The sequence below is a fragment of the Salmonella sp. WC3 genome, assembly GCF_042932255.1.
In the GTDB taxonomy this organism is placed as follows: Bacteria; Pseudomonadota; Gammaproteobacteria; order Enterobacterales; family Enterobacteriaceae; genus Salmonella; species Salmonella enterica.
Map to the genome: position 1 here is coordinate 1,364,284 of NZ_CP170629.1, position 14,484 is coordinate 1,378,767.

Below are 14,484 nucleotides of genomic sequence, written 5' to 3' on the forward strand. Positions count from 1 at the left end.
ACTGGCAACTAAAACCGTAAATTAAGCGATAACAATACAATATTGGAGTTATTTGGAATCTTTACACAATACGTTGCTCATCTGCTGCTACGCTTTCTGAGATTTGTAGGGCAGGTAGCGCGGTGAGCGTGTGAATATTTGCCCGGGAATTACGACGAAGTAATAAGGTGGAATAAAAATGAGTGCGTCGTTGGCAATCCTCACAATCGGCGTTGTGCCAATGAGCGAAGTGTTACCGCTTCTGACGGAATACATCGACGAACAACACATCACCCATCATAGCCTGCTGGGAAAAATGAGCCGGGAAGACGTTATGGCGGATTACGCTGTAGAGCCTGGCGACGATCCGCTTTTGACGTTGCTGAATGATAACCAGATAGCCCATGTTTCCCGCCAGAAAGTGGAGCGAGATTTACAGAGCGTTGTCGAGGTGCTGGATAACCAGGGTTACGATGTCATTATACTGATGAGCACCGCGGCGATTAAAAGTATGGCAGCCCGTAATTCTATTTTGCTTGAACCGCTGCGTATTATTCCACCGCTTGTCGCCTCTATTGTGGATGGGCATCAGGTGGGCGTGATTGTGCCTGTTGCAGAACTTCTGGCGGCCCAGGAGAAAAAATGGCAGGTATTGCAAATGCCGCCGGTGTATTCGCTGGCGAATCCGGTTCACGGTTCTGAGCAACAGTTAATTGATGCCGGGCAGGCGCTACTGGATCAAGGCGCGGACGTCATTATGCTGGATTGTCTGGGTTTTCATCAGCGTCATCGGGATATTTTACAGCAGGCGCTGGATGTGCCGGTTTTACTCTCTAATGTTTTGATTGCGCGGTTAGCTTCAGAACTGCTTGTCTAATTTTACGTGACAGGCCGAACGTCAGGACTCTATATTGGATGTTAATTTAATAATGAGACGGGGCCTGATTATGCTACAAAGCAATGAATACTTTTCCGGGAAAGTGAAGTCTATTGGATTTACCAGCAGTAGCACCGGCCGGGCCAGCGTTGGTGTGATGGCGGAAGGGGAGTATACCTTTGGCACCGCCGAACCCGAAGAGATGACGGTTGTGAGCGGCGCGTTGAAGGTACTGTTGCCGGGAACTGTCGAATGGAAAGTGTATACAGCCGGTGAGGTGTTTAACGTGCCTGGCCACAGCGAGTTTCATCTCCAGGTTGCTGAGCCCACCTCGTATCTGTGCCGCTATTTGTAACGGTGAGTCCCCTCTCCGGCGGAGAGGGGCCCTCTGGTTAGCGCTGCGCTTCGCCGCCTAATCCTTCCACCAGGCTTTGAATCAGCGCCGCCAGCTCGCCGGTCATCAGGATAAAGTCCGCGTCAAAACGTTGGGCAAAATCTTCCCGGTCGATATCTTCGTTCTGATCGCGCAGCTCATCGCAGAATTTCAGACGCTTAATGGAGCCGTCGTCGCACATGACGAATTGAATACGCTGCTGCCAGTCGAGCGCCAGCTTCGTGACCACTTTACCCGCTTCAATATGAACGGCGATCTCGTCGCTGACCAGATCCTGCTTTTTCGCGCGGATCACGCCGCCATCTTCCAGCATCGCTTTCAATTCGGCTTCGTCCAGCAACTGGAAACCCTGAGCGACCGTACCGGAGCGCACCCACTCGGTGAGCGTCAGCTCAATCGGATTTTCCAGCGCCAGCGGGACGACCGGCAGCGAGCCAAGACTTTTACGCAGTAGCGCCAAAGTATCTTCCGCTTTTTTCGCGCTGGCGCAGTCAACCATAATCAGGCCGTTAACGGTATCAATCCACATCATTGTCTGACTGAAGCGGCTAAACGCGCGCGGCAGCAACGAATGCAACACTTCATCCTTCAGGGAATCTTTTTCCGTCTTCTTCAGCTTGCGTCCCTGATCGGCTTCCAGTTTCTGGATTTTCGCCTCCAGAGCCTGTTTGATCACTGGCGATGGCAGGATTTTCTCTTCTTTGCGCGCGCAAATAATAATTTGGCCATTGGCGGTGTGCGTTAACGCATCGCTGTGAGAGCCCATCGGCGGAACCCAGCCCATTTTGGCCATATCCTGGCTACCGCATGGGGTAAACGTCATTGAGGCGAGCTGTTTCTCCATCTCTTCGGCGCGTAATGTAATATCGCGGCTAAGACGGTAAACCATTAAATTTTTGAACCACAGCATGATAATTTCCACGGCCTTGTCGTTAAATCCAGGCGGTATAGTAACGAATTGTCGGCAGGCTTGCATTGCCAATCAGAACGGTGAATTCTACCCTGTTGATATTCCCAAAAAATGAGGAGCGGTATGTGCGTATTGGTATCGATTTAGGCGGCACAAAAACGGAAGTCATTGCGCTTGATGATGCAGGAGAGCAGCGGTTTCGCCATCGTCTGCCTACGCCGCGGGAGGATTATCAGCAAACGATAGAAACCATCGCTACGCTGGTCGACATGGCGGAACAGGCGACCGGCCAGACCGGTAGCGTTGGCATTGGCATTCCCGGTTCTCTCTCGCCTTACACCGGCGTGGTAAAAAACGCTAACTCTACGTGGCTTAACGGCCAGCCGTTCGATAGCGATGTGAGCCGTCGTCTGAAGCGTGAAGTGCGGTTAGCCAACGATGCCAATTGCCTGGCGGTATCAGAGGCGGTAGATGGCGCGGCGGCGGGGGCGCAAACGGTATTTGCGGTGATTATCGGTACCGGGTGTGGCGCGGGCGTAGCGCTAAATGGCCGGGCGCACATCGGCGGCAACGGTACGGCAGGTGAATGGGGTCACAATCCGTTGCCGTGGATGGATGACGATGAGTTGCGTTACCGCGAAGAAATTCCCTGTTATTGCGGTAAACAAGGCTGTATCGAAACCTTTATTTCCGGTACGGGATTCGCCACGGATTACCAGCGTTTGAGCGGTAAAACGCTAAAAGGCGATGAGATTATTCGTCTGGTCGACGCGCAGGACGCCGTGGCGGAACTGGCGTTAAGCCGTTATGAGCTACGGCTGGCGAAAGCATTATCTCATGTCGTGAATATTCTGGATCCGGATGTCATTGTGCTGGGCGGCGGTATGAGCAATGTTGAGCGCCTGTACAAGACGGTTCCGTCGCTGATGAAATCGTTTGTTTTTGGCGGCGAGTGCGAGACGCCGGTACGTAAGGCGCGGCATGGCGATTCAAGCGGCGTGCGCGGCGCGGCCTGGCTGTGGCCGCTGGCGTAATGTTTTTAGCCGGATGGCGCGTCATCCGGCAACCGGCGTGACCGATGGCTGCTTGTGTTTTAGACGTCCGTATACCAGCAACGACGACATGGCGGCAAACGAGAGCAGGGCGGCGGGAAGCGCCACATAGTGGTACGCAAAACCTAGCGTCAGCATCAGCCCGCCGCACCAGGCGCCAATTGCGCTACCGAGATTAAACGCGATTTGCCCTCCCGCCGCGCCCAGCAGTTCGCCGCCTTTGGCGTTTTGCAGCAGCAGGATTTGCAGCGGCGCAGAGAGCGCAAACAGACCAGCGCAGCAGATAAACGCGAAAGTCAGCGATGCCGTTTTGTATCCGCTGAAGAAAAAGAGCGCCATGAGAGAGAGCACGATAACGAGGTCAGTCACTACCGCGATGCGCAGCGGCGTATATCTGCCGGAGAGTTTGCCGCTTAACAGATTGCCTAACACCATCCCCAGCCCGACCAGCATCATAATAAACGTCATGCTCGTCTCCGAAAAACCGGAGATGTACATCATAAATGGCTTGATATAGCCGAACCAGGCAAAAACGCCCGCATTGCCGAACATCGTGGCGGCGAAAATGAGCCACGGCGCAGGACTACGCAAGAAGTGGAACTGCTCGCGCAGGCTGCCTTGGGCTTTGTCACGGATATCCGGCACCCAGAAGAAAATCGCGGTGAGCACGGCGATGTTGAAAACCGCGATCAATAAAAAGGTGTAGCGCCAGCTAAATTCCTGGCTCAGGTAAGTGCCGACCGGAATGCCCACCAGATTCGCCACCGTCATCCCTGAAACCATACCCGCGACGGCGGCGGTGACTTTCCCGGGGCGGATAATCTTTGACAGGACAATGGCGCCGACGCCAAAAAAGGCGCCGTGCGGAAAGCCGGAAACCAGTCTGCCGACGGCGAGCATCAGATATGACGAGGAAAAGGTAAATATGGCATTGCCCATCACGCACAGCGTGACCAGAAACAGCAGTATATGTTTAAGCGAAAAGCGGCTGGAAAAGAGCGCCATAACAGGCGCGCCCAGCACGACGCCGAAGGCGTAAAACGAGATCATATGCCCGGCGGCGGGAATTGTTATCCCGACATCGCGTGCCAGCTCCGTCAGCACGCCCATAATGCCAAACTCGGCCATCCCCAGTCCGAACGTACCCAGCGCCAAAGAAAAAATAACTTTTTTCATACCACCTGCCGAAAATAAAGGCGCATGTTGCGCGCTGTGGCTGTGAATTGTCACAGCCAATCAACGTATAGCTTGCGGATAAGCGCGAGGTAATACCATTCCTTATCCGTCTTTGTGTATTCATTATTATGCTATGTCATGACGGTATGCTGTGCGCAGGATGACACTCGCGTTACTCCACAGCAAACGCTTTGTCCAGTTTGCTATAACCAAGCCCATTGATTTTTTTTCACTTTTATCTGCACAGGGATACGTTCTTTCATGGCTTCCACGTGGCTAATCACACCGATGGTCTTCCCGTTGGCATTCAGCGCGTCGAGCGCATCCAGCGCGGCGTCCAGCGTTTCGCTATCAAGCGTGCCGAAGCCTTCGTCGAGGAACAAAGAATCAATGCGCGTTTTATGGCTGACCAAATCTGATAACGCCAGCGCCAGCGCCAGGCTGACCAGGAAACTTTCGCCGCCTGATAACGTTCGCGTATCGCGCACGGCGTCGGCCTGCCAGGTATCGACAACCTCCAGTTCCAGCGCGTCGCTGGCTTTGCGCTGCAATAAATAGCGGCCATGCAGGCGGGTGAGCTGATGATTCGCCAGCCAGACCAGATTATCCAGCGTCAGTCCCTGGGCGAATTTGCGGAACTTATCACCTTCTTTAGAGCCGATCAGAGCATTGAGATAGCCCCAGTCTTCCACTTGCTGAGAGGCTTGTTTCATTTCCGCCATCAGCGCCCGTTGGCGCTGCCGATTATCTGCATCCTGTTTAATTTGCTGGCGGATTTCCCCCTGGCGTGTCGTGTTTTCACGCAGTTGTTGCGCCAACTGCGCCAGCCGCTGCGCGAGCTGCTCCGCCGTACACGTTGGGTCCAGACCGGCGGGCGGCTGTTGCTGATGGTCAGCCAGCGCCTGCGCGGACTGCGCGCTTAACGCCTTCGCTTGTTGTAGCTGACTTTCCAGCGTTTGTTGTTGTTTTTCCAGACGGGTCACGGTCTCTTCATCCAGCAACGCCGCCAGGAACGTTGCCTGGCTGTCAAACGGGCTATTTTTTAACGCCGCATCAAAGTGCGCTATCGCCTCGGCGGCGCGCTGCTGCTCCTGCGTCGTTTGTTCCTGCAGGGTTTGCAACTGGCTTTGTAATGACACGCACTCATCATGCGCCTGCCGCCAGTTATCCAGCGGCACGTCGTCGTCGGAATCCGCGGTATCCGTTTGCGGTAGCGTCTCCAGCAACGGGGCAAGCCTGTCGATCTGCATTTGCAAATCCGCGAACTCTGTCTGACGCTGTTGCCATATTTTCGCTTCGTCGGCGCGCTCATTCAGCCACGAAGCCTCGTCTTCTGGCGCAGGAAGGGAAAGCGTATACTGCGCCAAATCAGCCGTCAGCGACGCCTGACGCGGCGCAATCTGCGCGGTAAAGCGCGCTACCTGTTCAGTATGCGCCGCGATTTGCGTTTGTAGAGCATGACGCTGGCTGAGCTGATCCAACTGTTGCTCATGCTCTTCCGCGGCGGTCAGCCAGCCCGCGAGGTCTTCTTGCGGCTGGAGCTGAACGCCCAGCGTAGCGCACAGCGTTTGCCATTCCTCAGTAAGCGCTTGCTCCTCCTGCAACAACGACTGCGCCTCGCTTTCATCCCGCTGTAATTGTTGCGTTAAGGCATCTAACTGTCCTCGCAGCGCCGCGCCTTCTTCCGCCAGCGTTTTGACCTCTTTTTCCAGCGCGTCGCGGCGGGTTTGATTCGCGCTCAGTTCCAGCGCCTGATAGGCGGCGATGGCGGGGTGCGTCGTCGAGCCGCAAAGCGGACACGGCTGGCCGGACTGTAAGTGCGCCCGCTGGCTTTCCAGATCTTTGATGCGCGCCTCCTGCTCGCAAATAGTGCGAACGTCCGCAAGCTCCTGCGCTTTAGTCTTATAACTCAAACGCTTATCCGCCAGACGTTGGGTGTATTGCGCCTGCTCCTGATGATGACGCGCGATAGCTGCCTGTAGCTGCGCCTGACGCTTTTGTTTCGGGAGAATTTGCCCCTGAAGCGCGGCGAGACGATGGCGTAGCGGACGCTGCCGAGTATGCAATGCTCTGGCTTCCGCCAGCGCCTGTGGCGTGAGGTCGAGCGTGAGCGGCGGTAGCGCATCACGCTGACGCGTATCGCTCAGCAACTGCTGTTGCCATTGGCTCAGTTGCGCCCGATCGTGGGATTGTTGTGTTAATAATGCTCGCCACCCCGCCAGTTCGCTGCGCCAGACGCGGATGCCGTCGTGTTCCGCCAGCCATGTCTTCAACCGCTGCCCTGTGGCGTTCAGTTGCGTGAATTGTCGATGCGCGCAGGCGCGGATACGCTGGCGCAGACGATACGCGCTTTGTAAGCGAGCATTCACTTCATCACTGTGCTGGCGAACACGCTCAACGGCGCGGGTTTGTTCCTGAATGCGCTCCCAATGCGGGCGCAACTGGCGAGCAGGTTGCGCCAGAGTCAACGCCGCGAGCTGCGGCTGCGCTTTTTCTCGCGCCTCTTGTGCCGCGTACATCGCCTGCTGTCGGGCGTGTAATTCAGTGTGGAGCTCGTTTTTTCGGGTCAGCCAGTGAAGGTGCTGCTGCTGTCCCTGCTGGCTGGCCAGCAGGCGTTTCTCTTCGTCAGTAAGCGCCTGCAAACTGGCTTCCAGTTGCTGTAACTGTTCGTCCGCCAATAGGGCGACGCCGCTGGCCTGCGCTTGTAACTTTTCCAGTTCGAGACGGGCTGATTTATGTTTTTCAAATACCTGTGCGGAGATCTGCCCGTAAATCTCAGTGCCGGTGAGCTCCTCCAGAAGCTCTGCGCGCTCTTTCGCTTTGGCGTTAAGAAAGGCGGCGAACTGCCCCTGTGATAACAACATCGAACGGGTGAAGCGCCCGTAGTCCAGCCCGGTCAACGTGGCGATCATCTCCAGTTTATCCTTTACCTTATCGGCAAAGATCTTTCCGTCTGAACACCGCGCCAGCTCCACGCGTGGGGCCTGGAGATTGCCGTCAGGCTGATTTCGGGCTCGGTTCTGGCTCCAGAACGCGCGCCAGGCTTCGCCTTTTACCTCAAACTCCACTTCGGCCAGACATTCCGCCGTATCGCGCGTCATCAAATCGTTTTGCGATTGCGATACCGTATTCAGGCGCGGCGTTTCGTGGTACAGCGCCAGGCAGATGGCGTCAAGCAAGGTGGTTTTTCCCGCGCCGGTCGGGCCGGTAATGGCGAATAACCCGTTACTGGCAAACGGTTCGGCGGTAAAGTCGACCTTCCATTCTCCTTTCAGCGAGTTCAGGTTTTTCAGACGCAAACTGAGAATTTTCATGCCTCGTGCTCCTCATTCAACGCGTAGAGCGTGCTGGAAAAGAGCTGATTCAGGCGCTCGCGCTGCGGGGTATCTAACGCTTCCAGCGCCAGACGCCGCGCAAAAACCTCTTCCACGCAAAGCTCGCTTAATGTTTCCCGCCGCTCGTTCGCCAGCGAGCGCTCACGCTGTTCGCGGCTACGGCGCACCAGTAATACCTCTACGGGGAGTGACTCCGTTAATGTCTGTATTCTGCGTTGGATATCGTGCAGATAATCATCGGTGGTGATTTCAATATCCAACCAGACGGGGGGCGATTGCTCAACGCCGCGCCACTGCTCAAGCTGTTCGGTAATTGATGCCAGGTCGCCTTTTAAAACCGCCAACGGTTGAGTCACGGGGACAGCCAGACTTTCGGTGCTTTGCCATTTCCCCTGGTCGAAGGTCACCAGATGCACGCATTTGCTTTTGCCGTACTCATCAAAGCTGAGGGCGATGGGCGAGCCGCAATAGCGGATATGCTCCGTGCCGCCGGCACATTGCGCGCGGTGAATGTGTCCTAATGCGATATAATCTGTGGGGGGGAAATGCTGCGCCGGAAAGGCATCCAGCGTACCGATATAAATGTCGCGAACCGCATCGCTTTTGCTGGCGCCGACGGCGGTTAAATGTCCCGTCGCGATAACCGGCAGCTTTCGTTCGCCGCGTAGCTGGCACGCTTCCTGATACTGCTGTTGATAATAATCGGCAATCGCATGAAGAAGTTGCTGCTGTTTCTCGCTGCCGGATAACCCCGCCTGACTGGTAATAATGTCGCGCGGGCGCAAAAAGGGAATGGGGCACAGTACGGCGCCCGGAGAACCGTCGCGACGATGAAGTAGCCGCGGCGCATAGCCCGCGCTGGCGATCACGGTTGTATTGAGAAACGCCAGAATGTCGCGCGACTCGTTTAGCGTGGCGACGGAATCATGATTACCGGCCAGCACCACCAGATGACAGCCCGTTTGCTGTAAATTAACGACGAAACGGTTATAAAGTTCTCGGGCATAGCTTGGCGGCGAACCGGTATCAAAAATATCGCCAGCAACAATAATGGCATCCACCTGATGGGCCTGCGCGGTCTCCAGCAGCCAGTCCAGAAAAGCCTGATGCTCCGCGGCGCGGCTTTTACTGTAGAAGTTTTGTCCCAGATGCCAGTCAGAGGTGTGGAGGATGCGCATAATTGTTCCATGCAAAAAAAGCGTGAACGGGATTATACACGTCATCCCCTCCATTTTTGGGCGCAATTTACCGCCGGTACACGGTAATGCACGGTTTCACCGGTGTCATAAATCATCAACATGCTGTCAATGCCGCCTTTTTTTTTCATAAATCTGTCATAAATCTGACGCATAATGGCGCGGCATTGATAACTAACGACTAACAGGGCAAATTATGGCGAGACGTATTCTGGTCGTAGAAGATGAGGCGCCGATCCGTGAAATGGTGTGCTTCGTGCTCGAACAAAATGGCTTTCAGCCCGTAGAAGCCGAAGATTATGACAGTGCGGTGAATAAACTTAATGAACCCTGGCCGGATCTCATCCTTCTTGACTGGATGTTGCCCGGCGGGTCAGGGTTACAGTTTATTAAACATCTCAAACGTGAGGCCATGACCCGGGATATTCCTGTGGTTATGCTGACCGCGAGAGGTGAGGAAGAAGATCGTGTGCGCGGGCTGGAAACCGGCGCTGACGATTACATTACCAAGCCGTTTTCCCCCAAGGAGTTGGTGGCGCGCATTAAAGCCGTTATGCGGCGTATCTCGCCGATGGCGGTCGAAGAGGTGATCGAGATGCAGGGACTGAGCCTTGATCCTGGCTCTCACCGCGTGATGACCGGCGACAGCCCGCTGGATATGGGGCCGACCGAATTTAAATTACTCCATTTCTTTATGACGCACCCGGAACGGGTTTACAGCCGCGAACAGCTGCTCAATCATGTCTGGGGCACCAATGTGTACGTTGAAGACCGGACGGTCGACGTGCATATTCGCCGTTTGCGTAAGGCGCTGGAGCACAGCGGCCACGACCGGATGGTGCAAACGGTACGCGGGACAGGGTATCGTTTTTCGACCCGCTTTTAATGCCTTTTCCGCCAGTTGATCACAGGTTTCTGGCGGAGAAGGCTTTCCATTCTTGAGGGAGTATGACGCGTGCTGGAACGGCTGTCATGGAAAAGGCTGGTGCTGGAGCTGGTGCTCTGTTGCATCCCCGCGCTTATCCTTAGCGCTTTTTTTGGTTATCTGCCGTGGTTTTTACTGGCGGCGGTGACGGGACTGCTTGTCTGGCATTTCTGGAATTTATTACGCCTCTCCTGGTGGCTTTGGGTCGACAGAAGTATGACGCCGCCGCCGGGACGGGGAAGTTGGGAACCGCTGTTATACGGTTTACACCAGATGCAGTTGCGAAATAAGAAGCGTCGCCGCGAGCTGGGGAACCTGATTAAACGTTTTCGCAGCGGCGCGGAGTCGCTGCCTGATGCCGTGGTACTGACCACAGAAGAGGGCGGCATTTTTTGGTGTAACGGTTTGGCGCAACAGATACTGGGGCTACGCTGGCCGGATGACAACGGGCAGAATATTCTCAATCTACTGCGTTATCCGGAGTTTACCCAGTATTTAAAAACGCGTGATTTCACCCGTCCGCTTCATTTGGTGCTCAATACCGGGCGGCACCTGGAGATCCGCGTCATGCCTTATACCGATAAACAACTCCTGATGGTGGCGCGCGATGTGACGCAAATGCATCAGCTTGAAGGCGCCAGACGTAACTTTTTCGCCAACGTTAGCCATGAGTTGCGTACGCCCTTGACGGTATTGCAAGGCTATCTGGAAATGATGCAGGAACAGGCGCTGGAAGGGGCGACGCGAGAGAAAGCGCTGCATACGATGCGCGAGCAAACGTATCGTATGGAAGGGCTGGTAAAACAACTGCTTACGCTGTCTAAAATTGAGGCGGCCCCGGCGCTGTTATTAAATGAAAAAGTGGATGTACCGATGATGCTGCGGGTCGTGGAGCGTGAAGCGCAGACGCTCAGCCAGCAGAAACATACCTTTACGTTTGAGGTCGACGATAGTCTTAGCGTTCTGGGCAACGAAGAGCAGCTACGTAGCGCGATCTCAAACCTGGTGTATAACGCGGTAAACCATACGCCGGCGGGAACGCATATTACGGTGAGCTGGCGACGTGTCGCGCATGGCGCTGAATTTTGCATTCAAGATAACGGTCCGGGGATTGCTGCCGAGCATATTCCTCGTCTGACCGAACGCTTCTACCGCGTCGATAAAGCGCGTTCGCGGCAAACGGGCGGCAGCGGCCTGGGATTGGCGATTGTGAAACATGCGTTGAATCACCATGAAAGCCGCCTTGAAATCGACAGTTCGCCTGGCAAAGGAACGCGATTTAGCTTTGTACTGCCGGAACGTTTAATTGCCAAAAATAGCGATTAATTGCCTTTCGTAAGTATAACTTTCCATAAGCCAGCGGATGCTGGCTTATTTTCTTTGCAGTTAAGACGGGCTCGTTGAAACATTCAACGTTTGGTGATTTTTTGTTCGCATGATTAGCCATAACTTTTTCATGAGAATGGTGTTTTATTCTGGTTGTAAATTTCATATCGCTATATTCATCTGGTTTTTAGATCCCACCTTGCTTTAAAACGTTATAAGCGTTTAAATTGCGCTTCAGGTGCTGTCATTACGACTGCATTTGCGCGGTAAATCGAAAAACAATTCTTCGCCGCATCGGTCCGGGAGCTTTTCCCGCTGAAATTGATAAAAAACGCCGCTTTATAATCCTCCGGGAAAGGCAAAAATTTTAATGTTTACAACATCACCATCCACAGGCAGTAAGACTTTATGACCCATCAGTTAAAATCGCGCGATATCATCGCCCTGGGCTTTATGACATTTGCGCTGTTCGTTGGCGCAGGCAATATTATCTTTCCTCCTATGGTCGGTTTGCAGGCGGGTGAACACGTCTGGACAGCCGCTATTGGCTTTCTGATTACCGCCGTAGGGCTACCGGTTCTTACTGTTGTGGCGCTGGCGAAAGTCGGCGGCGGCGTAGACAGCCTCAGTACGCCGATTGGTAAAGTGGCGGGACTCCTGCTGGCGACCGTTTGCTATCTGGCCGTCGGGCCGTTATTTGCGACGCCGCGTACCGCGACGGTGTCGTTTGAGGTCGGTATCGCTCCGTTGACTGGCGATTCTGCAATGCCGTTGCTGATTTACAGCGTGGTCTATTTCGCTATCGTTATTCTGGTTTCCCTCTATCCGGGTAAGCTGCTGGATACGGTAGGGAATTTCCTGGCGCCGTTGAAAATTATTGCGCTGGTCATCCTGTCCGTCGCGGCTATCGTTTGGCCTGCCGGTCCAATCAGCAACGCCCTGGACGCTTATCAGAATGCGGCCTTTTCTAACGGATTTGTGAACGGCTATCTGACGATGGATACGCTGGGCGCGATGGTGTTTGGTATCGTTATTGTGAACGCGGCGCGTTCTCGCGGCGTGACCGAAGCGCGCCTGTTGACGCGTTACACGGTCTGGGCCGGCCTGATGGCGGGCGTGGGGCTGACGCTGCTTTACCTTGCCTTGTTCCGCTTAGGTTCTGACAGCGCGACGCTGGTCGATCAGTCAGCGAACGGCGCGGCGATTCTTCATGCCTACGTTCAGCATACCTTTGGCGGCGCGGGAAGCTTCCTGCTGGCGGCGCTGATCTTTATCGCGTGTCTGGTGACGGCGGTGGGGCTGACCTGCGCCTGCGCTGAGTTTTTCGCGCAGTATATTCCGCTGTCTTACCGCACGCTGGTCTTTATTCTCGGCGGCTTCTCTATGGTGGTGTCAAACCTCGGACTGAGCCATCTGATTCAAATCTCCATTCCGGTGCTGACGGCTATCTATCCGCCGTGTATCGCACTGGTTGTATTAAGTTTTACCCGCTCATGGTGGCATAATTCCACCCGTATCATCGCGCCGGCCATGTTTATCAGTCTGCTTTTTGGTATCCTTGACGGCATCAAAGCATCTGCCTTCGGCGATATGCTGCCAGCCTGGAGTCAGCGTTTGCCGCTGGCGGAACAGGGACTGGCTTGGTTGATGCCAACGGTGGTGATGGTGATCCTGGCGATTATCTGGGATCGCGCGGCGGGTCGGCAGGTGACCTCCAGCGCTCACTAAAATCGCTGACATATGTGTACACCACGGGGCTTAACGCCCCGTGGTTTTTTATTGTGTTGATAGGTCAGAAATTGATGGAAAGCAATAATAAGCTAAAGCGTGGGCTGAGCACCCGGCACATTCGCTTTATGGCATTAGGTTCGGCAATCGGCACCGGCCTGTTTTACGGCTCGGCGGACGCCATCAAAATGGCGGGGCCGAGCGTGCTGTTGGCCTATATTATTGGCGGGGTCGCGGCATATATCATTATGCGCGCATTGGGGGAAATGTCCGTTCACAACCCTGCCGCCAGCTCATTTTCGCGCTATGCGCAGGAAAACCTCGGCCCGCTTGCGGGCTACATTACCGGCTGGACCTACTGTTTTGAGATCCTGATCGTCGCCATTGCCGACGTGACCGCGTTCGGCATTTACATGGGAGTCTGGTTCCCCGCCGTGCCGCACTGGATTTGGGTACTTAGCGTGGTGCTGATCATTTGCGCCATCAACCTGATGAGCGTCAAGGTGTTCGGCGAGCTGGAGTTTTGGTTCTCCTTCTTCAAAGTCGCCACCATTATTATCATGATTGTCGCGGGTATCGGCATCATTGTGTGGGGAATTGGCAACGGCGGGCAGCCGACCGGCATTCATAACCTGTGGAGCAACGGCGGCTTCTTCAGCAATGGCTGGTTGGGAATGATCATGTCGCTGCAAATGGTGATGTTCGCTTACGGCGGGATTGAGATTATCGGTATCACCGCCGGGGAAGCGAAAGACCCGGAGAAATCCATTCCGCGCGCCATTAACTCAGTACCGATGCGTATCCTGGTATTTTATGTCGGCACGCTGTTCGTCATTATGTCTATCTATCCGTGGAATCAGGTCGGCACAAACGGCAGCCCATTTGTGCTGACGTTCCAGCATATGGGGATTACCTTTGCCGCCAGCATTCTGAACTTTGTGGTATTGACCGCCTCGCTTTCCGCTATCAACTCCGATGTGTTCGGCGTAGGCCGTATGCTGCATGGTATGGCGGAGCAGGGGAGCGCGCCGAAAGTCTTTGCCAAAACGTCACGCCGTGGTATTCCGTGGGTTACTGTGCTGGTGATGACGATTGCGCTGCTGTTTGCGGTTTACCTGAACTACATCATGCCGGAAAACGTCTTCCTGGTGATTGCCTCGCTGGCGACGTTTGCGACGGTATGGGTATGGATCATGATCCTGCTGTCACAAATCGCCTTCCGCCGTCGTTTACCGCCGGAAGAGGTAAAAGCGCTGAAGTTTAAGGTGCCGGGCGGTGTCGTAACGACGATAGCGGGTCTGATTTTCCTGGTCTTCATTATTGCGCTTATCGGCTACCATCCGGATACCCGCATCTCACTGTATGTGGGCTTCGCCTGGATAGTTCTGCTGTTGATTGGCTGGATATTTAAACGCCGTCGCGACCGTCAATTGGCGCAGGCGTAGTCGTTTTTCTCTGCCTTATCCGGTCTGCAGGCAACGGTAGACCGGATAAGCGGAGCCGCTTCTCCTCCTGGAGCCTCCTCCCCTAATAAACCCCTGGATGATGAGTTATCCTTTAAATCTCTGTGGCAAGGTGGCCCCATT

At 54.7% G+C, this 14,484-nt stretch carries 10 protein-coding genes and 1 pseudogene; 7 read left to right on the forward strand and 4 right to left on the reverse strand.

The window, feature by feature from the left end:
* Positions 1-178 precede the first annotated feature (178 nt).
* Positions 179-856 (forward strand): AroM family protein, encoded by a 678-nt coding sequence (locus tag ACFK9X_RS06380; RefSeq protein ID WP_001276437.1) that lies wholly within the window; start codon positions 179-181, stop codon positions 854-856.
* Positions 857-926: 70 nt separating this feature from the next.
* Positions 927-1,211: a pyrimidine/purine nucleoside phosphorylase gene (gene ppnP / locus ACFK9X_RS06385; RefSeq protein WP_000941953.1), complete on the forward strand. Its 285-nt coding sequence runs from the start codon at positions 927-929 to the stop codon at positions 1,209-1,211.
* Positions 1,212-1,248: 37 nt separating this feature from the next.
* Here the strand turns inward: ppnP and rdgC are convergent, their stop codons facing one another.
* On the reverse strand, positions 1,249-2,160 hold the full coding sequence (gene rdgC / locus ACFK9X_RS06390) for a recombination-associated protein RdgC (protein ID WP_000964305.1): 912 nt from the start codon (positions 2,158-2,160) through the stop codon (positions 1,249-1,251).
* 125 nt (positions 2,161-2,285) lie between these two features.
* On the opposite strand from rdgC, the gene mak reads away from it, so the two are divergent.
* A complete protein-coding gene (gene mak / locus ACFK9X_RS06395) occupies positions 2,286-3,194 on the forward strand; it encodes a fructokinase (RefSeq protein WP_001219276.1) in 909 nt (302 codons plus the stop codon).
* A gap of 21 nt (positions 3,195-3,215) precedes the next feature.
* Here mak and araJ read toward each other — a convergent pair whose 3' ends face one another.
* From araJ to sbcD, 3 genes and pseudogenes are all read right to left on the reverse strand, one after another.
* Positions 3,216-4,388, reverse strand: coding sequence for an MFS transporter AraJ (gene araJ / locus ACFK9X_RS06400; protein ID WP_151115894.1), 1,173 nt, complete (start codon positions 4,386-4,388; stop codon positions 3,216-3,218).
* 172 nt (positions 4,389-4,560) lie between these two features.
* Positions 4,561-7,702 (reverse strand): annotated as a pseudogene (sbcC, locus tag ACFK9X_RS06405) (exonuclease subunit SbcC).
* A complete protein-coding gene (gene sbcD / locus ACFK9X_RS06410; protein ID WP_151115898.1) occupies positions 7,699-8,901 on the reverse strand; it encodes an exonuclease subunit SbcD in 1,203 nt (400 codons plus the stop codon). The pseudogene sbcC and the gene sbcD overlap by 4 nt, the downstream one beginning before the upstream one ends.
* Positions 8,902-9,115: 214 nt before the next feature.
* Between sbcD and phoB the strand changes: the two genes are divergently transcribed.
* From phoB to proY, 4 genes are all read left to right on the forward strand, one after another.
* The gene (phoB, locus tag ACFK9X_RS06415; protein WP_000113921.1) at positions 9,116-9,805 is read left to right on the forward strand and encodes a phosphate response regulator transcription factor PhoB; all 690 of its coding nucleotides are present in this window, start codon (positions 9,116-9,118) and stop codon (positions 9,803-9,805) included.
* Positions 9,806-9,874: 69 nt separating this feature from the next.
* Positions 9,875-11,170: a phosphate regulon sensor histidine kinase PhoR gene (phoR, locus tag ACFK9X_RS06420; RefSeq protein ID WP_000893645.1), complete on the forward strand. Its 1,296-nt coding sequence runs from the start codon at positions 9,875-9,877 to the stop codon at positions 11,168-11,170.
* A 408-nt stretch (positions 11,171-11,578) separates the two neighbouring features.
* Entirely contained in the window at positions 11,579-12,898 is a 1,320-nt protein-coding gene (brnQ, locus tag ACFK9X_RS06425; RefSeq protein ID WP_000149625.1) for a branched-chain amino acid transporter carrier protein BrnQ, read from the forward strand.
* 74 nt (positions 12,899-12,972) lie between these two features.
* Positions 12,973-14,343 carry a proline-specific permease ProY gene (gene proY, locus ACFK9X_RS06430; RefSeq protein WP_001555879.1) on the forward strand — a complete coding sequence of 457 codons (1,371 nt, stop codon included), beginning with the start codon at positions 12,973-12,975 and terminating at the stop codon, positions 14,341-14,343.
* Positions 14,344-14,484: the final 141 nt, after the last annotated feature.